The sequence below is a fragment of the Streptomyces sp. NPDC001056 genome, assembly GCF_053598955.1.
The window spans coordinates 1-21,192 of record NZ_JBSFLI010000033.1 but is presented as its reverse complement, the minus strand read 5'-3'; the positions used below and the strand labels follow the sequence as shown (position 1 = coordinate 21,192).

At 73.6% G+C, this 21,192-nt stretch carries 15 protein-coding genes; 9 read left to right on the top strand and 6 right to left on the bottom strand.

The features are described 5' to 3' along the window. Positions 1–17 precede the first annotated feature (17 nt). On the bottom strand, positions 18–1,241 hold the full coding sequence (locus tag ACWDD7_RS30045) for a L,D-transpeptidase (RefSeq protein WP_351866851.1): 1,224 nt from the start codon (positions 1,239–1,241) through the stop codon (positions 18–20). Between the two features lie 269 nt (positions 1,242–1,510). Between ACWDD7_RS30045 and glgX the strand changes: the two genes are divergently transcribed. Both glgX and ACWDD7_RS30035 read left to right on the top strand, forming a co-directional pair. Next, positions 1,511–3,742 (top strand): glycogen debranching protein GlgX, encoded by a 2,232-nt coding sequence (glgX, locus tag ACWDD7_RS30040; protein ID WP_450459721.1) that lies wholly within the window; start codon positions 1,511–1,513, stop codon positions 3,740–3,742. A gap of 113 nt (positions 3,743–3,855) precedes the next feature. After that, positions 3,856–4,362: a SigE family RNA polymerase sigma factor gene (locus ACWDD7_RS30035; RefSeq protein ID WP_351866857.1), complete on the top strand. Its 507-nt coding sequence runs from the start codon at positions 3,856–3,858 to the stop codon at positions 4,360–4,362. 17 nt (positions 4,363–4,379) lie between these two features. Here ACWDD7_RS30035 and ACWDD7_RS30030 read toward each other — a convergent pair whose 3' ends face one another. Further along, complete coding sequence (locus tag ACWDD7_RS30030) at positions 4,380–4,958, bottom strand: hypothetical protein (protein ID WP_450459720.1); 579 nt, start codon at positions 4,956–4,958, stop codon at positions 4,380–4,382. A 25-nt stretch (positions 4,959–4,983) separates the two neighbouring features. On the opposite strand from ACWDD7_RS30030, the gene ACWDD7_RS30025 reads away from it, so the two are divergent. Together ACWDD7_RS30025 and ACWDD7_RS30020 are read left to right on the top strand one after the other, a co-directional pair. Then, complete coding sequence (locus tag ACWDD7_RS30025; protein WP_450459719.1) at positions 4,984–5,799, top strand: dolichyl-phosphate beta-glucosyltransferase; 816 nt, start codon at positions 4,984–4,986, stop codon at positions 5,797–5,799. Beyond that, positions 5,796–7,031: a hypothetical protein gene (locus ACWDD7_RS30020; RefSeq protein ID WP_450459718.1), complete on the top strand. Its 1,236-nt coding sequence runs from the start codon at positions 5,796–5,798 to the stop codon at positions 7,029–7,031. The genes ACWDD7_RS30025 and ACWDD7_RS30020 overlap by 4 nt, the downstream gene beginning before the upstream one ends. Here the strand turns inward: ACWDD7_RS30020 and ACWDD7_RS30015 are convergent. The 3 genes from ACWDD7_RS30015 to ACWDD7_RS30005 are packed head-to-tail and all read right to left on the bottom strand — an operon-like array spanning position 7,001 to position 11,176. Continuing rightward, positions 7,001–7,558, bottom strand: coding sequence for a GNAT family N-acetyltransferase (locus ACWDD7_RS30015; RefSeq protein ID WP_450459717.1), 558 nt, complete (start codon positions 7,556–7,558; stop codon positions 7,001–7,003). The genes ACWDD7_RS30020 and ACWDD7_RS30015 overlap by 31 nt on opposite strands. Positions 7,559–7,571: 13 nt before the next feature. Further along, positions 7,572–9,386: an ABC transporter ATP-binding protein gene (locus ACWDD7_RS30010; RefSeq protein ID WP_392218966.1), complete on the bottom strand. Its 1,815-nt coding sequence runs from the start codon at positions 9,384–9,386 to the stop codon at positions 7,572–7,574. Then, positions 9,383–11,176 carry an ABC transporter ATP-binding protein gene (locus ACWDD7_RS30005; protein WP_450459716.1) on the bottom strand — a complete coding sequence of 598 codons (1,794 nt, stop codon included), beginning with the start codon at positions 11,174–11,176 and terminating at the stop codon, positions 9,383–9,385. The genes ACWDD7_RS30010 and ACWDD7_RS30005 overlap by 4 nt, the downstream gene beginning before the upstream one ends. 177 nt (positions 11,177–11,353) lie before the next feature. On the opposite strand from ACWDD7_RS30005, the gene ACWDD7_RS30000 reads away from it, so the two are divergent. From ACWDD7_RS30000 to ACWDD7_RS29985, 4 genes are all read left to right on the top strand, one after another. Continuing rightward, positions 11,354–13,075, top strand: coding sequence for an ABC transporter transmembrane domain-containing protein (locus ACWDD7_RS30000; RefSeq protein ID WP_450459715.1), 1,722 nt, complete (start codon positions 11,354–11,356; stop codon positions 13,073–13,075). Further along, positions 13,072–14,874, top strand: coding sequence for an ABC transporter ATP-binding protein (locus tag ACWDD7_RS29995; protein ID WP_450459714.1), 1,803 nt, complete (start codon positions 13,072–13,074; stop codon positions 14,872–14,874). The genes ACWDD7_RS30000 and ACWDD7_RS29995 overlap by 4 nt, the downstream gene beginning before the upstream one ends. A 349-nt stretch (positions 14,875–15,223) precedes the next feature. Beyond that, a complete protein-coding gene (locus tag ACWDD7_RS29990) occupies positions 15,224–16,879 on the top strand; it encodes a M4 family metallopeptidase (protein ID WP_450459713.1) in 1,656 nt (551 codons plus the stop codon). Between the two features lie 72 nt (positions 16,880–16,951). Next, on the top strand, positions 16,952–17,473 hold the full coding sequence (locus ACWDD7_RS29985; protein ID WP_351866883.1) for a DUF1990 domain-containing protein: 522 nt from the start codon (positions 16,952–16,954) through the stop codon (positions 17,471–17,473). A gap of 48 nt (positions 17,474–17,521) precedes the next feature. Here ACWDD7_RS29985 and glgP read toward each other — a convergent pair whose 3' ends face one another. Continuing rightward, the gene (glgP, locus tag ACWDD7_RS29980; RefSeq protein ID WP_450459712.1) at positions 17,522–20,140 is read right to left on the bottom strand and encodes an alpha-glucan family phosphorylase; all 2,619 of its coding nucleotides are present in this window, start codon (positions 20,138–20,140) and stop codon (positions 17,522–17,524) included. 324 nt (positions 20,141–20,464) lie between these two features. Between glgP and ACWDD7_RS29975 the strand changes: the two genes are divergently transcribed. Continuing rightward, a partial coding sequence (locus ACWDD7_RS29975) for a maltotransferase domain-containing protein (RefSeq protein ID WP_450459711.1) occupies positions 20,465–21,192 on the top strand: 728 nt, incomplete at its 3' end.

Genomic DNA, 21,192 nt, shown 5'->3' with positions numbered 1-21,192 from the left:
TGTGGCCGTCCCGGTGGTTATCTCACCGCGGAACCCGCCTTCCAAGCCTGCCAGGACAGGTTCCACCCGCCGTAGCCGTTGCCCGGGTCGACGGTCTTGTCCCGGCTGTTGACGATCTCCACGACGTCACCGACCAGACTGCGGTCGAAGAACCACCCGGCGGGGGTGTCCGAGCTGCCGCCCTGGACGTCCCTGAGGCCCACGCAGCCGTGGCTGACGTTGGCCACGCCGGGGGCGGTCGGGTCCCAGTAGTTGCCGTGCAGGAAGGTGCCGGAGTCGGTGAGCCGCATGGCGTGCGGGACGTCGGGGATGTCGTACTCACCGCCGAAGCCGACCGTCTGACTGTTCATCCGGGTCTCCTCCAGCATCTCCATCACCACCATCTTGCCGTTGTAGGTGGGGTTCTCGGGGGCGCCCGCGGTGATCGGGACGGTGGCGAGCAGCCGCCCGTCGCGCCGCACCTGCATGGTGTGCGCCGCCACGTCGACCAGGGAGGTCTGGCTGCGCCCGATGGTGAAGGAGAAGCTCTTGTCCTGGAGCCCGTAGACGCCCTTGGCGGCCTCGACGTCGCGCAGCCCGAGGTCGACGGTCACCTTGGTGCCGGGCTTCCAGTACTTCTCCGGGCGGAAGTCGAGCCGGTTCTTGCCGAACCAGTGGGGGCGGATCTCCACGGCGGGCCGCGCGCTGACGCGCACGGCCCGTTCGACGGCGGCCTTGTTCACGATGTCCGTGCTGAAGGCCAGGGAGACGATCTCCCCGGTGCCGACGACCGAGCGGTTCTCGGGGGTGGCGTAGGCGATGAACCGTTTGTCGGGGACGTAGGTGGTGAAGGCGGTGTGCCGGGCCGAGCGGCGGCCCCGGGAGTCCAGCGCCACCGCGTCCACGGTGTACCTGGCGGCGAGCGCCAGTTCGTCGTCGTCCGGCCGCCAGGTCAGCCCGTCCGCGCTGAGGTGCCCGGGGACCGGGGTGGCCCGCGCGTCCTGCTCCTTGACGACCTTCACCTTCTCCAGACGGCCGTCGGGCACCCGCACCCGCAGCCGCTGGGTCTGCCGGACGGCCGTGCTGCCGTCGTCGGGGGCGACGCGGATCGCGTCGCGAGGGGCCGGTGTCCCGCCGGGTCTGCCGCCCAGGCCCAGCGGGCCCGAGCCGCCCGCGGTGCATCCGGCCAGCAGTCCGGCCCATGTCAGTACGGCGGCCAGTGCGGCCCCCGCGCGCCGTGCGCGTCGTTGTACGTGCCTCACGCGGTACCCAACGACCGGGCACGCTCCGGGGAAACGTGAGTGCGAGCCATGTGGTGGGCAGAACTGTGGGAAGGACGACACGTCGGGGAGCCGACCGCCGCGCCCGCACCGGAGCCGAGGGGCGCGGCCGCACCGGGTGGCCGGACCTGCCGGCGCCCTGGCACGGCGGGCCGCGCCGGGTCCGTCCGGGCGCCCCAGGGCATGCCCGGCGGCCCGGCGGGGCGGGCTGCGCCGCTCCCGGGCCGAGCCACTGGAAGAGGGGCCGACAGGTGACGAGCGCAGCCGAGCAGCGGGCACCGGCCGGACAGCGGGCCGCGGTACCCCCGACGAACGGCGCCCGGCGCGCCCCGGTACCCGTCCCGGCGGCGTGGCCGGGCGCGCCGACGCCGCTGGGGGCCCGCTTCCGGGTCGGTCCCGACGGGGTGGCGGGCACCAACTTCGCGCTGTGGGCGGCCGGGGCGGAGGCGGTCCGGGTCTGCCTGTTCGACGCGGACGGCGGGGAGACGCGGGTCCCGCTGACCGAGCTGACGCACGAGATCTGGCACGGCTTCGTGCCGGGCGTCCTGCCCGGCCAGCGGTACGGCTACCGGGTGGACGGGCGCTGGGACCCGTGGACCGGCGCCCGCTGGAACCCGGCGAAGCTGCTCCTCGACCCGTACGCGCGTGCGGTGGACGGCGAGTTCACCCTGCCGGCCGAGGTGTACGGCCATGTGCGCGACTGGCCGGAGCAGCACGTCGCCGACACGGTGCGCGACGAGCGGGACTCGGCGCCGTACGTCCCCAAGGGCGTCGTCGTCCACGATGACGACGACTGGTCCGACGACCGCCGCCCCAAGACGCCCTGGGCGGACTCGGTCATCTACGAGCTGCATGTGCGCGGCTTCACCAAGCTGCACCCCGGGATACCCGGACCGCTGCGCGGGACGTACGCCGGTCTCGCCCACCCGGCCGCCGTCGACCACCTGGTGAGGCTGGGCGTGACGGCCGTGGAGCTGCTGCCCGTCCACCAGTTCGCCCACGAGGACCATCTGCTGCGCCGGGGGCTGCGCAACCACTGGGGCTACAACTCCATCGGCTACTTCGCCCCGCACGCCGCCTACGCCGCCTCCGGTACGGCGGGACAGCAGGTCGGCGAGTTCAAGCGGATGGTGCGCGCGCTGCACGCCGCCGGCATCGAGGTGATCCTCGACGTGGTCTACAACCACACGGCGGAGGCGGGTGAGCTGGGGCCGACCCTGTCCCTGAAGGGCGTCGACAACCGCGCCTACTACCGGCTCCAGGACGACGCCCGCCGCTACGCCGACTACACCGGCTGCGGCAACACCCTGCACGTGGTCCGGCCCCAGGTGCTGCGGCTGATCACCGACTCGCTGCGCTACTGGGTGACCGAGATGGGCGTGGACGGCTTCCGCTTCGACCTGGCGGCGGCGCTCGCCCGCTCGATGCACGACGTGGACATGCTGTCGCCGTTCCTCGCGGTGATCGCCCAGGACCCGGTGCTGCGCCGGGTCAAGCTCATCGCCGAGCCCTGGGACATCGGCTCCGGCGGCTACCAGGTGGGCGCCTTCCCGCCGCTGTGGGCGGAGTGGAACGACCGCTACCGGAACGCCGTTCGGGACTTCTGGCGGCACGCGCTGCCCGATGTGCGCGAGATGGGCTACCGGCTGTCCGGCTCCAGCGACCTGTACGCCTGGGGCGGGCGGCGCCCGTACGCCTCGGTCAACTTCGTCACCGCGCACGACGGTTTCACGCTGCGCGACCTGGTGTCGTACGAGCGCAAGCACAACGAGGCGAACGGCGAGGACAACCGGGACGGCGCCGACGACAACCGGTCCTGGAACTGCGGCGCCGAGGGCGAGACGGCGGACGAGGGCGTCCGGGCCCTGCGCCGCCGCCAGTTGCGCAATCTGCTCACCACGCTGCTGCTGTCCACGGGCGTGCCCATGCTGGTGGCCGGCGACGAACTCGGGCGCACCCAGGGCGGCAACAACAACGCGTACTGCCAGGACAACGCGATCAGCTGGCTGGACTGGTCGCTGCTCGAAGAGCCGGGCTGGCGGGCCCTGTTCGAACTGACCTCGCGGCTGATCGCGCTGCGCCACCGCCATCCCGTGCTGCGCCGGCGCGCCTTCTTCTCCGGCCGGGCGCAGACCGCGGACGGGCTGCGGGACCTGGCGTGGTTCACGGCGCTGGGCGCGGAGATGACCGAGGGCGACTGGTACGCCCCCGCCGCCACGCTCGGCATGTTCCTCTCCGGGCGTGACATCCCGGGCCGCGACGAGCGGGGCGCGCAGGTGGTGGACGACAGCTTCCTCGCCGTGCTGCACGCGGGCGAGTCCCCGACCGCCTTCGTGCTGCCGGGTCCGCCGTGGGCCGAGCGGTACGAGGCGGTGGTGGACACCTCCCGCGAGGACCAGTCGGCGGCGCCGGGCACGGTGCATTCGGCGGGCACGGAACTCATGGTGCCGGGGCGGGCGGTGCTGCTGCTGCGGGTCGTCTGAGCCTGTGCGCGGGCCGTGCGTGACGCGGATCACGCCCGCCGGGTGCAGCGCGCGAGGGGGTCCAGGGCCTTTCCCCTTGTGAAGAGCGCCGGCGAGAGACGGAGACCGTGGGAATGGAGCAGGCTCGGGCCGGTGAGTACGACGCGTTCGTGGCGGCCCGCTGGTCGGTCCTGTGCCACCTGGCACGACTGCTCACCGGGGGCGATCGGCACCGGGCCGAGGACCTGTTGCAGGAGTCCTTGGTCAAGCTGTGGTTCGCCTGGCCGAAGGTGGCCGACGAGGCGCCGGAGGCGTATGTGCGCACCGTGCTGGCGCGGGCCGCGGCCCGTTCGGCGCGACGGCGCTGGTGGGGCGAGCGGCCCGTGGAGGAGCTGCCCGAGCCGGCGGCGGCCGGTGACCTGTCGGCGACCGTGGCGGAGCGCTCCCGCCTGGAGGCCGCGCTCGCGCGGCTGACGCCGCGGCAGCGGGCCGCCGTCGTCCTGCGCTACTACCAGGACCTGCCCGACCGGCAGGTCGCCGAGACGCTCGGCTGCCCCGTCGGCACCGCGCGGTCCCATGCCGCGCGCGGGGTGGCCCGGCTGCGGCAGCTGCTGTCGGACGTCAACGAGCCGGTGGGGTGAGTGATGAAGCTCGGGAATCACATGGACGGGACCGGCGCGATCGACGGAGTCGACGGGACCGGCGAGACCCACGAGGCCGACGGGTTCGAGCAGCGGCTGACGCGGCTGATGCACGGGACGCTGGAGCCGGCGCCGTTCGAGGCGCGGCACCGGGAGCGGCTGCGGGCGGGGGTGCACACCCGCCGCCGGGTGCGTGCGGCGTACCGGGCCGCCGGTTCCGCGGCGGTGGTCGCGGGGCTCGGCCTCGGCCTCTTCCTGTGGCCGCACGGCCACACCGAGGTGCGGCCCGGCGCGCCGAGGCCGCGGCCCGCGACGAGTCCGGCGCCCTCGGCGTCCATCTCGCCTACCACGTCACCGAGTTCGTCCTCGCCGCCGGTTTCGTCACCGCCCGGCGCTCCCGGAACGACGCCGTCGAACACCCCGACGGCGACGTCCTCCACGTCGTACCCGCCGACCGCGCCCCCGACGGGGACGCCGTCGAGCACCCCGAGCGCGACGCCCGCCCCGCCCTCCACGCCGACCACGCCCCCGACGACCTCGCTCCCGCCGCCCACCACGACCGCCACCACGACCGCCACGACCGCCACGACCGCCACCGAGTGACACCGAACGGGGAACCACGTGATCAGCATCCGACCGGGCCGGCCGACCGGACCGGCCCAGTCCCCGGCGCCCCGGCGCGCCCCGCTGCCGACGCACCACGACGAGCCCGTACTGGACCTGGTCGTACCGGTGTTCAACGAGGAGAAGGACCTGGAGCCGAACCTCCGGCGGCTGCACACACATCTGCGGGACACGTTCCCCTATCCCTTCCGGATCACCATCGCCGACAACGCGAGCACCGACCGCACCCCGCGCATCGCGGCCCGGCTCGCCCGGGAACTCGCGGAGGTGACCTCGCTGCGGCTGCCGCTGAAGGGCCGCGGCCGGGCGCTGCGGGCGGCCTGGTCGGGTTCGCGGGCACCCGTCCTGGCGTACCTGGACGTCGACCTGTCCACGGGCCTCGCGGCGCTGCTGCCGCTCGTCGCGCCGCTGATATCCGGCCACTCCGACCTGGCCATCGGCACCCGGCTCGCGTCCGGCGCGCGGGTGGTGCGCGGGCCCAAGCGCGAGGTGATCTCTCGCTGTTACAACACGCTGCTGCACTGGGCGCTCGCCGTCGGCTTCTCGGACGCGCAGTGCGGGTTCAAGGCGGTGCGGCGCGAGGCCGCCGAACGGCTGCTGCCGCTGGTGCGGGACGAGGAGTGGTTCTTCGACACCGAGCTGTTGGTGCTCGCCGAGCGGGCGGGGCTCAGGATCCACGAGGTACCGGTGGACTGGGTGGACGACCCGGACAGCAGCGTCGACATCCTCGCCACCGCGCTGGCCGACCTGCGCGGTATCGCCCGGCTGCGGCGCACCCTGGCCGCCGCCCGCCGTCCCCGTACGACCGCATGACCGCGACCCTGCCTCGGCCGCTCGCCCCGGCCCTCGCGCCCGGCTCCCGGCTCCGCGCGGCCGCCCGCCGGCACGGCCCGGTGCTCGCCGTGTTCGGGTCGCTGAAGCTGGTCGGCTTCTGCTCCTTCATGTACCTGCTGTCCGCCGCCGGCGACTACCGCGGCAAGGACCCGCGCTTCGGCGGCGGGGCGCACGCCTGGGACGTCCTGGCGACCTGGGACGGCTGGTGGTACCAGCAGATCGCGCTGCACGGCTATGACCCGAAGCTCGTCCCCGTCCCGGGCGCCACCGGGATGATCACGCTGGAGGGCAACTCGGCGGCGTTCTTCCCGCTGTACCCCGCGCTGATGCGGCTGACCTCCGCGGTGACCGGACTCGGCTCCTACGGCGCCGGACTCCTGGTGTCGATCCTCGCGTCCTTCGCGGCCGCGCTCGGCGTCTACGCGGTGGCGGAACGCTTCGGCGGCCGCCGCGCCGGCCTCGCCGCGGCGGGGCTGTGGGCGGTGTGGCCGGGCTCGGGCGTGGAGTGGGCGGTCTACTCCGACTCCCTCTACGTGGCCCTGGCCGCCTGGTCCTGCCATGCCGTACTGACCCGCCGCTGGCTCGCCGCCGGGGTGCTCACCTTCATGGCGGGACTCAACCGGCCCACGGCCGCCGCGCTGATCGCCGCGCTCGCGGTGGCCGCGCTGCTGGCGGTGCGCCGCCGCGAGGACGGGGTGCTGCGCCCGCTGTTCGCCCTGGCGGTGGCCCCGCTCGGGCTGCTCGGCTACCTGCTCTGGGTGGGCGACCGGATGGGCGATCTCGGCGGGTACTTCAAACTCCAGTCGGGCGCGTGGGCGCACCGCTTCGACTACGGCAGCCAGACCCTGGACGTGCTGCGGTCCGTGCCGGTGGGCCACTTCGGCGACTACCTCTTCGCCTACCCCTTCGCGGACATGATCGGCGTCGGCGTCGTCCTGCTCGCCTTCACGCTGCTCCCCCTGCTGATACGGCTGCGCCCGCCGGCGGTGCTGGTGGTGTACACCGTCCTCACCCTGGCCCTGGTCCTGGGCAGCCAGCAGATCTTCGCCAACGTCTCCCGCTATCTGCTCCCCTGCTTCCCGCTCTTCCTGCCCCTGGCCGCAGCCCTGCGCCGCCTCTCGCTGCCCGTGCTGTGCACCGTCCTCGCCTTCGCGGCCCTGGCCTCCGGCTCCTACGCGGGCTACGCCCTGTTCGAACTGGGCGTACCGTGACCGGGCCCCCGCCACAGCACCTCGCCGTCGGTGATCCGGTCCGTGGCCCGCAGGCCGAGCGCCCTCGCGATGCCCATGGACGCCTCGTGTCCGGGGTTGATGTGCGCGGTGAACCGGTCCACCCCGTGGGCGCGCAGCCAGTCGGCCATGGCGAGCGCGCCCTCGCGCCCGTAGCCCTCGCCCTGGTGGTCGACGCCGATCACCCAGGCCAGTCCGGCCTCGGTCACGCCCGGTTCCCCGTCCGCCTGCGGGTGGGAGAGGGTGGCCTGGACGGTGCCGACGAGCCGTCCGTCCGTCAGCCGCCGCAGCATCCAGTTCAGCCAGCCCTGCCGGCCGTCCGGGGAGTGCCCCGCCGACTGGCGCCGGTACCGGGCCCGGAGTTCCTCCAGGGTGGCGGGCGCGCCGCCGGTCCACGTGTGCAGGCGTACGTCGTCGAACACGCGGACCGCCTCCGCCGCGTGCGCGACCCGCAGGGGTTCGAGGCGCAGGCGCGGGGTGCCGGTGGGCGTGGCGGCCGGCCAGGTCACGGTGGGTCCTCCCTCAGGCCAGGCTGTCCTGCCACGCCTGGTGGAGATCGGCGAACCTGCCTGTCCCGGCGATGAGTTCGGCGGGCCGGCCGTCCTCGACGATGCGGCCGTCGGCCATCACCAGGACGCGGTCGGCGATCTCCACGGTGGACAGGCGGTGGGCGATGACCACGGCGGTGCGGCCGCGCAGGACGGTGGACATGGCGCGCTGGACGGCCCGTTCGCCGGGGATGTCGAGGGAGCTGGTGGCCTCGTCCAGGATGAGGACGGCCGGGTCGGCGAGCAACGCGCGGGCGAAGGCCACCAGTTGGCGCTGGCCCGCGGAGATACGGCCGCCGCGCTTGCGCACGTCGGTGTCGTAGCCGTCGGGCAGGGCGCTGATGAACTCGTGGGCGCCGATCACCTTCGCGGCCCGCTCGATCTCCTCCCGGGAGGCGTCCGGGCGGCCGATCGCGATGTTGTCCGCGACGGTGCCGGAGAAGAGGAACGCCTCCTGGGTCACCATCACCACCCCGCGCCGCAGTTCGGCCGTGGGCAGGTCTCGCAGGTCCACCCCGTCGAGCAGCACGCGCCCGTCGGTGGGGTCGTAGAAGCGGGCGAGCAGCTTGGCCAGCGTGGACTTGCCCGCGCCGGTGGCGCCGACGACGGCCACGGTCTGCCCGGCCGGAAGGGTCAGGTCGAAGCGGGGCAGCACCTCGCCGCCGGTGCGGTAGGCGAAGCGGACCCCCTCGAAGGTCACCGCGCGGCCCGGGAACGCCCCGGTGGACGGCGGCAGTTCGCGCGGCGCGCCCGGCTCGGGCACGGACGGCGTCTGGGCGAGCAGTCCGGCGATCTTCTCCAGCGAGGCGGCGGCCGACTGGTAGGAGTTCAGGAACATCCCGAGCCGGTCGATCGGGTCGTACAGGCGGCGCAGGTACAGCACCGCCGCCGCCAGCACACCCAGTTCCAGCGAGCCGGAGGCGACCCGGTAGGCGCCCCAGAGCACGATGCCCGCGACCGCCGTGTTGGCGACGAGCCGGGAGCCGACCACATAGCGGGCCATCTCCAGCAGCGAGTCCCCGTTGGTCCGCTCGTGGGCGCGGTTCAGCTCCGCGAACGCGGCGTCGTTGGCCGCCTCCCGGCGGAAGGCGCGCACCGGGCGGATGCCGTTCATCGTCTCCACGAACTTCACGATCACCGCCGCGATCGCCGTGGACCGCGCCCGGAACACCCGTTCCGCGCGCCGCTGGTAGAGCCGGATCAGGAAGTACAGCGGCACGAAGGAGGCCACCGCCACCGCGCCGAGCCCGAGGTCCAGCCACAGCAGCATGGCCGAGATGTAGAGGAACGACAGGACGACCGTCACCAGTTCCTGGAGTCCGTCCTCCAGGAGTTCGCGCAGCGACTCGACGTCGGTGGTGGAGCGGGAGATCAGCCGTCCGGAGGTGTAACGCTCGTGGAAGTCGACGCTCAGCGCCTGCGCGTGCCGGAAGATCCGCCCGCGCAGGTCCAGCAGCACGTCCTGGCTGACCCGGGCGGACGCCCGGACGAACGCGACCTGGAGCCCGCCGGAGAGCAGCGCGCACAGCAGATAGCCGACGCCCACCGCGATCAGCGGCCCGTACCGGTTCTCCCGGAAGGCCGGTACGGCACGGTCGATGGCGTACGCCACCAGGAGCGGGCCCACCTGCGCGGCCGCCTGCTGGAGCAGCAGCACGGTGGTGGTGAGGACGGCGCGGGCCTTCATCGGCGCGAGCAGCGAGCGCAGCAGGGCGGCGGTGGCGCCGGGCGGGGAGGGCAGGACGTCCCGGTCGAACGGGTTGTCGGGGCTCGGGCTCGTGGCGGTCAACGGGGGTCCTCCTCGCCGGACATGAGGTGCGCGTACTCGGCGTTGGTGCGCAGCAGCTCCTGGTGCGTGCCCACGGCCGCGATCCGGCCCCCGGACAGCAGCGCCACCCGGTCGGCGAGCAGCACGGTGGAGGGACGGTGGGCCACGATCAGCGCGGTGGTGTCCGCGAGCACCCGGCGCAGCGCGGCCTCCACGGCCGCCTCCGTGTGCACGTCCAGCGCGGACAGCGGGTCGTCGAGCACCAGGAACTCCGGCCGGCCCACGACGGCCCGCGCCAGCGCGAGCCGCTGCCGCTGACCGCCGGAGAGGCTGAGACCCTGCTCGCCGACGCGGGTCGCGGTGCCCTCGGGGAGGGCGTGCGCGAAGTCGGCCTGCGCGATGGAGAGGGCGCGGTCGAGCTCGGCTCGGCCGGTGCCGTCCGGTGCGCCCATGAGGACGTTCTCCCCGACGGTCGTGGAGAAGAGGGTGGGTTCCTCGAAGGCGACGGCGACCTTCTCGCGCAGTACCTCGCGGGGCATCGCGGTGATGTCGACGCCGTTCAGGGTGATTCGGCCCGAGGTGACCTCGTGGAGGCGGGGGACGAGGGCGGTCAGCGTGGTCTTGCCGCTGCCGGTGGCGCCGACGAGGGCCATGGACTCGCCGGGGCGGATGTGGAGGTCGATGCGGTGGAGGAGGGGCGGGGAGCCGGGGTCGGCGTCGGGGTAGCGGAACCGGACGTTCTCGAAGCGGAGTCCGGAGTCGGTGGCCGGCGCCGGCTCCGCCTGTCCGTGCTCGCGGGGTGCCGCCGCGGCCGCGTCCTCCGGCGCCTCGTCCATCGCCTCGAAGTACCGGTCCGTGGCCGTGGCCGCCTCCTGGCTCATGGCCAGGAGGAACCCGATGGACTCGACCGGCCACCGCAAGGCCAGCGCCGTGCTGAGAAAGGCCACCAGCGTCCCCGCCGAGAGATCCCGGTCGGCGACCTGCACCACCCCGAGCACCAGCGCCGCGCCGATCGCCACCTCCGGCAGCGTGACGATGACCCCCCAGATCGTGGCCAGCAGCCGCGCCTTGTGCAGCTCGGTCCCGCGCAGCCGCGCGGACAGGGCGTCGAACGCCCGCGCCTGGCTCCGATGCCGCCCGAACCCCTTGATGATGCGGATGCCGAGCACGCTCTCCTCGACCAGCGTCGTCAGATCCCCCACCTGGTCCTGGGCCCGCCGCGCCACCCGCGCGTAGCGCCCCTCGAAGACGACGCACGTCCACAGCACGGGCACGGCGGGCACGAGCACGACGAGCCCGAGCACCCAGTCCTGGGCCAGCATGAGACCCACGCCGACGAGAATCGTGACGCCGTTGACCAGGAGGAAGGTCAGCGGAAAGGCGAGGAACATGCGCAGCAGCATCAGATCCGTGGTGCCGCGCGACAGCAACTGCCCGGACGCCCAACGGTCGTGGAAGGCGACGGGCAGCCGTTGCAGATGCCGGTACAGATCGGCCCGCATCTCCGCCTCGACCCGCGACAGCGGCCGGGCCACGAGCCAGCGTCGTACACCGAACAGCACCGCCTCGGCGATCCCGAGCAGCAGCAGATACAGCGCCCCGAGCCACACGCCGGCCGGGTCCCGGTCGGCGACCGGCCCGTCCACGATCCACTTCAGGACGAGCGGGATCACCAGCCCCGTACAGGAGGCGACGACCGCGACGAGGGCCGCGGTGAGCAGTCGGGCGCGCACGGGCCGCACGTACGGCCACAGCCGCATCAGGCTGCGCACGGCGGATCGGTCCTGGGGAGTGGTGGGTGTCGTGGACATCAGGGCGAGCGTACGGACCGGCGCGGACATCGCCCACCGAGTTTCGGCCCGACCCGCCTCCGCCGCTGGTCCTACGCCCCGGGTCCCGCCGCTCCCCGCTGTTATTCGATGGAGCCCCGGAAGAGGGGACCGCTACCGTCGAGGTTTCCGGCGGGGGCACGGTAAGTGGGGGCCTTGATGGTCGACGCGTACGAGGAGCCGGGAGCGGCGGACAGACGCGGCGGGTGGTGGTACCTGTGGTGGGTCGTGGCGCGGCAGCGGAGGAGGCCGTGGGCCGCGGCCGGACTCGGCACCGTGTGGATGGCGTTGCTCGCGGCGCAGCCGTACATGATGCAGCGCGCCGTGGACGAGGGACTCGTGCCGGGGCGGCTCGGCGTGCTGGCCGCGTGGAGCGCGGCGATGTTCCTGGTGGGCGGCCTGACCGCCTGGCTGAGCATTCTGCGGCACCGGACGATGACCCGGCTGCGCATGGACGCCGGCTTCCGTACCGTCAAGGTGGCCGTGGAGCACGCGGTGCGGCTGGGGGCCGCGTTGTCGCGGCGGACCGGGGCCGGTGAGGTGGTGACGGTCGGGGTCGGGGACGTGAAGGCCGTCTCCGACTCGCTGACCATGGTCGGACCGGGCGTCGCCGCGTTCGTGTTCTACGGGGTGGTGGCCGGCCTGCTCGTCACCGTCTCGGCGCCGCTCGCCCTCGTCGTGCTGCTCGGACTGCCGGTCGTCGCGGTGGTCACCGGCCCGCTCACCCGCAGGCTCCAGGGTGCCGAGAGCGAGTACCGGGAACGGCAGGCAGTGCTCACCGCCCGCATCGGCGATCTCGCGGGCGGGCTGCGGGTGCTGGGCGGGCTCGGCGGCAGGGAACTGATCGCGGACGCCTTCCGCACGGACTCACGGCGACTGCGCGAACAGGGGTACCGGGTCGGCGCGGTGGCCAGCTGGGTGCAGGCCCTCGCCGTCGGCCTGCCCACCCTCTTCCTCGCCGTCGTCACCTGGCTCGCGGCCCGGATGACCGCCCAGGGCACCCTGAGCATCGGCCAGTTGGTCGCGGTCTACGGCTACGTCGCCGTACTCGTCGGCCCCGTCTCCTTCTTCGTGGAGATGGCCTACGACCTCAACCGGGGCGTCGTCGCCGCGCGTCGTGTCGTGGCACTGCTCCGCCTGGAACCCGAGCCGGACGAGGGCACGCTCCCCGCGCCCGACCGGCCCGCCGAGCTGTACGACCCCGCCTCCGGGACCCGGGTCGCGCCGGGCCGGCTGACCGCGCTGGCCGCCGCCCGGCCCGCCGACGCCGCCGCCGTGATCGACCGCCTCGGCCGGTACGGGCCGACCGACGCCACCTGGGGCGACGTACGGCTGGACGCCGTACCGCTGGCGGATGTGCGCCGCCGCGTCCTCGTCGCGGACAACGAGGCGGACCTGTTCGCCGGGCCGCTGCGGGAGGTCGTGGCCGCGGGGCGGCCGACCGGTGAAGCCGCCCTGCGCCGGGCGGTGTTCGCGGCCGCCGCCGAGGACGTCGTCCGCGGACTGCCGGACGGGCTGGACACCGCGGTCTCGGGGCAGGGCCGCAGCCTCTCCGGCGGCCAGCGGCAGCGGCTGCGGCTGGTGCGCGCCCTGCTGGCGGACCCCGAGGTGCTGCTCGCCGTCGAACCGACCTCCGCGCTGGACGCGCACACGGAGGCGACGGTGGCCGAGCGGTTGCGGGCGGCCCGGAACGGCCGTACGACCCTGGTCACCAGCACCTCCCCGCTCGTGCTGGACCAGGCGGACACGGTGGTGTTCCTGGCCGAGGGGAAGGTGGCGGCGACCGGTTCGCACCGGCGGCTGCTGGCCGAGGAGCCCGCGTACCGGGCGCTGGTGGCCCGGGACGCGGGAGACGCCGACGGGCGGGGAGCCGCCTCGTGAGCACCGGTGAGACCTTGCTGCCCGTCGCCGATCGCGCGGGCGTGCGGCGGGCCGTGCTGCGGCTGGTGCGCGCCGACCTGCGGGCCTTCGCCGGGACACTGCTGCTGAACGTGCTCGCCGCGGCGGCCGGGCTCGCCGGGCCCTGGCTGGTCGGCCGGATCATCGACGAGGTGCGGGCCGGGCGCGGGGCCGGCGCGGTGGACCGGCTGGCCCTGTGGATCCTGCTGTGCTCACTGGCCCAGCTGCTGCTGGCCCGTCGGGCGCGCTGGGCGGGCAACCGGTTCGGCGAGCGGACGCTGGCCCGGGTGCGCGAGGACTACGTCGAGAACGTGCTCGCGCTGCCCTCCTCCGTCGTGGAGCGGGCCGGCGCCGGCGACCTGACCGCGCGGGGAACGGCGGACGTCGCCACCGTCGGCACGACCCTGCGGGACGCCGGTCCCGAGCTGCTGATCAACACCGTGCAGGGCCTGTTCGTCCTCGGCGCGGTGTTCGTGCTCGACCCGCTGCTCGGCGGGATCGGACTGCTCGCGCTGACCCCGATCTGGCTGGTGCTGCGGTGGTACCTGCGGCGCGCCCGGGACGCGTATCTCGCCGAGGGCGCGGCGGGCTCGGCCGTGGCGGAGATCATCGCGGCGACGGCCGAGGGCGCCCGCACCGTCGAGGCGTTCGGGCTCGCCGAGCGGCGGATCACCGCGAGCCGCGACGCCGTGGAACGCTCCCGCCGGGCCCGTTTCCGCACCCTGTTCCTGCGCTCGGTGTTCTTCCCGGTCATCGAGACGACGTACGCCCTGCCGGCCGCCGCCGCGCTGCTGCTCGGCGGCTGGCTGCACGCGCGGGGCGAGGTCGGCGTGGGCGCGGTGGTGGCGGCGGCTCTGTATCTGCGGCAGTTCGTGGACCCGCTGGACCAGATCCTGATGCGGGTGGAGCAACTCCAGAGCAGCGGCGCGTCGTTCGCGCGGGTGGAGGGGCTGGCGGGGGCCTGCGGCCCGGCGGAGGGCCGTACGACGCGGACCGATTCGGCAGCCGGCCGTACGGTCCCCGCCCCCGCGCCGGAGTCCGACGCCCGTATCGAAGTCCGCGGCGTCCACTACGCCTACGACCACGGCGCCGAGGTCCTGCACGGCGTCGACCTCGCCATCCGTCCCGGCGAACGCCTCGCCCTGGTGGGACCGTCCGGCGCCGGCAAGACCACCCTGAGCCGGCTCCTCGCGGGCGTCGACCGCCCCGGCACCGGCACGGTGACCGTCGGCGGCGTACCGGTCGCCGACCTCGCGCCAGAGGTACTGCGCCGCCGGGTCGTCCTCGTCACCCAGGAGCACCACGTCTTCCTCGGCACGGTCCGCGAGAACCTCCGCATCGCCGAACCCGCCGCCACCGACGCCGGCCTGTGGGCCGCGCTCACGGCGGTCGGCGCCGACGCCTGGGTCCGCGAGCTGCCCGCCGGCCTCGACACCCGCCTCGGCACCGGCGGCCACCCGACCGACGGCTCCCAGGCCCAGCAACTCGCCCTCGCGCGCGTGGTGCTGGCGGACCCGCACACCCTGATCCTGGACGAGGCGACCGCTCTCCTCGACCCGGCGACCGCACGCCACACCGAACGCGCCCTCGCCGCCGTCCTGCGCGGCCGCACCGTCATCGCCGTGGCCCACCGGCTGCACACGGCCCATGACGCGGACCGCGTGGCCGTGATGGAGCACGGCCGGCTGACCGAACTGGGCGCCCACGACGAGCTGGTGGCGGCGGGCGGCACCTACGCGGCGCTGTGGCGGACCTGGCACGGGGACGCCGCGCGACCTTGACCGGACGGGCGAATCGGCCAATGCGGGAAAGTTTGCGGGGCTTGGATCCGGCCACGTCCGCCGCGACCTCGACGGGCGGCCGGAATCTGACGTTCTTGCAAACCACACGTCAAGGCGCCGACAACACAAGGAAGTTGAGAGTCGCAAACCGATCCCGCGCCACTTGTTTACACCACTGCAATGTTTCCCTGGACATCGCTTTTCAGCCAACATCACTTCAGGGTCCTGACATGTACGCGCCCTGGATGTCACTCTCTCACCACGCCGCAAGCAGCACAGCAGCTTCATAGCGAAACACCTCCCGGCCAGTAACCCCACGCTGGTCGGCCTCCCCCACGAAGGAGCTTGCGTGAGCCCCCTCTACGCGCGTCACAAGCGCACCAGCCTGGTCATCGCCACCGCCGTCGCCGCCGGAGCCCTCGTCTCCGCCGGTCTGGCCACCAGCGCCTCGGCGGCCCCGACCCAGGCCGCCGCCAAGCCGCTGGCCGCCGCGCCGACCGCGCTGTCCGCCGCCGCCCACACCTCGCTGATCAAGCAGGCGCAGGCCGACGCCCCGGAAACCGCGCAGCGGATAGGCCTCGGCGCCAAGGAGAAGCTGGTCGTCAAGGACGTCGTCAAGGACGTCGACGGCACGCTGCACACCCGCTACGAGCGCACCTACGCGGGCCTGCCGGTCCTCGGTGGCGACCTGGTCGTGCACACCGCCAAGTCCGGCAGGACCGAGGGCGTCACCAAGGCCAACAAGGCGACCATCAAGGTGGCCTCGCTCACGCCCAAGCTCACCCCGGCCGCGGCCGAGAAGCAGGCCGTGTCCGCCGCCAAGACCCTCGGCTCGGCCAAGTCCACCGCGGACGGCGCCCGCAAGGTGATCTGGGCCGGCTCCGGCAAGCCCGTCCTCGCCTACGAGACGGTCGTCGGCGGCCTCCAGGACGACGGCACCCCGAACCAGCTGCACGTCATCACCGACGCGGCCACCGGCAAGAAGCTCTTCGAGTACCAGGGCATCGAGAACGCCACCGGCACCGGCAAGACCCTGTACTCGGGCACCGTCAGCCTGGACACCACCCTGTCGGGGTCGACGTACCAGCTCACCGACGCCACCCGCGGCGGCCACAAGACCTACAACCTGGCCCACAAGACGAGCGGCACCGGCACGCTGTTCACCGACGCCGACAACATCTGGGGCACCGGCACCGCCTCCAGCTCCTCGACGGACCAGACCGCCGCCGCGGACGCCGCCTACGGCGCCCAGGAGACGTGGGACTTCTACAAGAACACCTTCGGCCGCAGCGGCATCAAGAACAACGGCGTCGGCGCCTACTCCCGCGTCCACTACGGCAGCTCGTACGTGAACGCGTTCTGGGACGACAGCTGCTTCTGCATGACCTACGGCGACGGCTCCAGCAACACCCACCCGCTGACCTCGCTGGACGTGGCCGGCCACGAGATGAGCCACGGCGTCACCTCGAACACCGCGGGCCTGAACTACAGCGGTGAGTCCGGCGGTCTGAACGAGGCGACCTCCGACATCTTCGGCACGGGCGTGGAGTTCTACGCGAACAACAGCTCGGACACCGGTGACTACCTCATCGGCGAGAAGATCAACATCAACGGCGACGGCACCCCGCTGCGCTACATGGACAAGCCCAGCAAGGACGGCGGCTCGGCGGACTACTGGTCCTCCTCCGTCGGCAACCTGGACGTCCACTACTCGTCCGGCGTCGCCAACCACTTCTTCTACCTGCTGTCCGAGGGCAGCGGCTCGAAGACGATCAACGGGGTGTCCTACAACTCCCCGACGTACAACGGCTCCACGGTCACCGGCATCGGCCGGGCCAAGGCCCTGCAGATCTGGTACAAGGCGCTGACGACGTACTTCACGTCGACCACCAACTACAAGTCGGCCCGCACGGGCACGCTGTCCGCGGCGGCCGCCCTGTACGGCTCCGGCAGCGCCGAGTACAACGCGGTGGCGGCGGCCTGGTCGGCGGTCAACGTCAGCTGACGCCGGCAAGGATGTGAAGAGGGCGGCACCCGGAGCGGATCTCCTCCGGGTGCCGCCCTACTCTTGTGCCCCATGTCCTCGGCACCCTTCACCTACGAACCGGTCGGAGCGACCCGCGACGACCTGACCTTCTGCCCGCCCGGGTTCCGCCCGCTGCTGGTGCGCACCCGCCTCGGCGAGGGCCGGGAGGTCTTCAGCCGGGCCGCCGAGGCGGTCCTCACCTGGGAGATGCACCGCGCGCTCGGCGTGGGCATCGACGCCACCGCCGACCGCGCCGCCCCCGGCGTGGACGTCACGGTCACCCTGGCCGGCCTGGTCAGGGCCCCCTGCCGGATCATCTGGTCCGCCGAGGAACCCCGCCGCGCCGGCTGGGCCTACGGCACCCTTGAGGACCACCCCGAGTGCGGTGAGGAGGCCTTCCTCGTCGACCGCACCGGCGACGGCACGGTCTGGCTGACCGTCGCCGCCTTCAGCAGGCCGGCCAAGTGGTACGCCAAGGCGGGCGGCCCGGCGACGAGGGGCCTTCAGCACGCGTACGCGCGGCGGTGCGGGGCGGTTCTCCGGAGGATATGCGCCGAAGCGGAGACCGGCTGACCGCCGCCGCCGGGCGCCGCGCACGGAGCGGTCGGCACCGGGTGGGCCTCACCGCAGCAGCACCCCCGCCCCCGCCCCCTGCTCCAGGGCCGGCAGCGCCACCAGACCCGGTTCCGCCGCCGAGGCGAGCAGCCGGTGGGCCGGCAGGATGCGGATCGTGTAGCCGTAGGGGCCGGTGCGGTCGAGGGAGAGGTGGCCTTCGTAGAGACGGTGGCCGTCCAGGTCGGGGGTGCCGGCCGGTTTCAGGGGGACGACGGCGGCGTCGGTGATGCGGTCCTGCGCGTCCACGCGGCCGGACACCGCCTGGACCTCGACGTCGTCCGGGGTCAGCGCGCCGAGGCCGACCCGCACCCGCAGGCCGACCGTCGTGCCCAGTTCCGCGGTGGCCGTCGTCTCGGTCGTCTCCACGTGGTCGACGCTCACGGCGCCCCAGGCACTCCGCACCCGGGCCTTCCAGTCGGCCAACTCCCGTGCGACGTCCGGGACCAGCGCGCGGTGGGAGCGGGCGGCCGGCGTGTAGAGCCGTTCGACGTACTCGCGCACCATGCGGCCCGCCAGCACCCTGGGGCCGAGCAGGGCGAGGGTCTGGCGGACCATCTCGATCCAGCGGTCGGGCAGCCCGCCCCGGCCGCGCTCGTAGAAGCGCGGGGTGATCCGCTGCTCCAGCAGGTCGTACAGGGCCGCCGCCTCGATGTCGTCGCGCCGCTCGGCGTCCGTGCCGCTGCCGTCCGCCGTCGGGATGGCCCAGCCGAAGTCCGGCCGGAACCACTCGTCCCACCAGCCGTCGCGCACCGAGAGGTTGAGGCAGCCGTTGAGCGCCGCCTTCATCCCGGAGGTGCCGCAGGCCTCCAGCGGGCGCAGCGGGTTGTTCAGCCAGACGTCGCAGCCGGGGTAGAGCTTCTGCGCCATCGCCATGCCGTAGTCCGGCAGGAAGACGATCCGGTGCCGCACCCGGGCGTCGTCCGCGAACCGCACCAGTTCCTGCACCAGCCGCTTGCCGCTGTCGTCGGCCGGATGCGCCTTGCCCGCCACCACGATCTGCACCGGCCGCTCGGGGTGCAGCAGCAGCTCCCGGAGCCGGTCACGGTCGCGCAGCATCAGCGTCAGCCGTTTGTACGACGGCACGCGCCGCGCGAACCCGATGGTCAGGACGTCCGGATCGAGCACCCCGTCGATCCAGCCCAACTCGGCGCTTTCGGCACCTCGTTGCCGCCAGGACGCGCCGAGCCGCTCCCGTACCTCCAGCACCAGCTGCTCGCGCAGGGTGCGGCGCAGCTCCCAGATCTCCTGGTCCGGGATGTCCGCCATCGAGTCCCAGCGTTCGGAGCCGCCGACGGCGAGCGCGTCCTCGGCCCGCTGGGCGCCGATCCGCCGGGCGCCGAGCCGCAGCACCTCCGGTGCCACCCAGGTGGGCGCGTGCACCCCGTTGGTCACGGAGGTGATCGGCACCTCCTCGGCGTCGAATCCCGGCCACAGCCCCGCGAACATCTCCCGGCTGACCCGGCCGTGCAGCAGCGAGACCCCGTTGGCCCGCTGGGCGAGCCTGAGCCCCATCACGGCCATGTTGAACAGGTTCGGCTCGCCGCCCGGGTACGTCTCCATGCCGAGCGCGAGGACGCGCTGGGTCTCGATGCCGGGCAGTTCGGCGTCGGGGCCGAAGTGCCGGGCGACCAGGTCCCGTTCGAAACGGTCGATGCCCGCCGGGACCGGGGTGTGGGTGGTGAACACCGTGCCACCGCGCACCGATTCGAGCGCGGCGCCGAAGTCCAGCCCCCGCGCGCACAGTTCGGCGATCCGTTCCAGGCCGAGGAAGCCCGCGTGGCCCTCGTTGGTGTGGAACACCTCCGGCTCCGGGTGCCCGGTGAGCCGGCAGTACGTGCGCACCGCCCGGACACCTCCTATGCCGAGCAGCATCTCCTGAAGGAGCCGGTGCTCGCCGCCGCCGCCGTAGAGCCGGTCGGTGACGGAGCGAGCGCCGAGGTCGTTCTCCTCCACGTCCGAGTCGAGCAGCAGCAACGGCACCCGGCCGACCTGCGCCAGCCAGATCCGCGCGTTCAGGGCCCGGCCGCCGGGCAGCGCGAGGGAGATCCGCGCGGGCGTCCCGCCGGCCTCCGCCAGCTGGGTGAGCGGCAGCTCGTTGGGGTCGAGCACCGGGTAGTGCTCCTGCTGCCAGCCGTCCCGGGACAGGGTCTGCCGGAAGTACCCGTGCCGGTACAGCAGACCGACCCCGATCAGCGGTACGCCGAGATCGCTGGCCGCCTTCAGATGGTCGCCGGCGAGGATGCCCAGCCCCCCGGAGTACTGCGGCAGCGCGGCCGTGATGCCGAACTCGGGGGAGAAATAGGCGACGGCGGCGGGCAGCCCCTCGGACTGCGTCTGGTACCACCGGTCACCGGTCAGATAGTCGTCCAGGTCGTCGACGGCCGCGTTCAGCCGGCGCCGGAACCGCCGGTCCCCGGCCAGCTCGGCCAGCCGCGCGGGCCGCACCCGGCCGAGCAGCCGCACCGGGTCGCACCCGGCCGCACCCCACGCCTGCGGGTCGACGGACTGGAACAGATCACGCGTCTCCGCATGCCATGACCAGCGCAGATTGTGCGCCAGCTCGCCCAACGGCCGGAGGGGTTCGGGGAGAACGGGACGGACGGTGAACCGACGGATCGCCTTCACATGCCACCTCGGCGGGCGCGTTACGGGGTGAGACGCACGGCGGCGTACGTCTCGTCGTCCCTCTCGACGGTAGTGGTTACCGGGGCGTCGGTGGGGACGCGCCGGCGGGGGTGTCGGAGCGTGGGGAGGCCGGTCGGGGGCACTCGTACAGGTGGGCCGGTCCGGTGGGTGGACATACGCGCGAGTAGTTAACAAAGTTCCGGATTGCCCACCCGAAAAGGATGGGAAGGCTCCACCGGTACCCACCCCACGGGTACCACTCGGTTCACCCCGCAGGACCCACCTCCCCTGGTCATCCCACAGTTGACGCGGACAGGAGCGGTCATGCCCGCCACGCACCACTCGTCAGCCGCCACGCACGCCTCGTCCCCGCCCCCGCCGGCCGGCGCCCCCAGGGCCGCGGCGAAGAAGACAGCGGCCCGAAAACGCGCCGGGTCCGCCGCCGGGACACCACCGAAGCAGGCCACCGCCCTCGGCCGCATCCCGGTCCTCGACGTACGCCCCGTGGTGCAGTGCGGGCGCAGGCCGGCCAAGGCCGTGACCGGGGAGGCGTTCGAGGTCTCGGCCACCGTGTTCCGCGAGGGGCACGACGCCGTGGCGGCCAACGTGGTGCTGCGCGATCCCCGGGGCCGGCCCGGCCCCTGGACGCCGATGCGCGAACTGGCCCCGGGAACCGACCGCTGGGGCGCCACCGTCACCGCGGGTGAACCCGGCCGCTGGACGTATACGGTCGAGGCCTGGGCCGACCCGCTCACCACCTGGCGACACCACGCCCGGATCAAGATCCCGGCCGGCCTCGACACGGAACTGGTCCTGGAGGAGGGCGCCCGGCTGTACGAACGCGCCGCCGCCGGGGCCCCCGAGGCGCACCGGCGCGAGATCCTGGACGCGGTGGCCGCCCTCCGGGACGGGGAACGCCCGGCCGCCTGGCGGCTCGCGGAGGCGCTACGGCCCCCCGTGCGGGAGGTCCTGGAGCGTTACCCGCTGCGGGAGTTGGTCACCGCCTCCGACCCGATGCCGCTGCTGGTGGAGCGGGAGCGCGCGCTGTACGG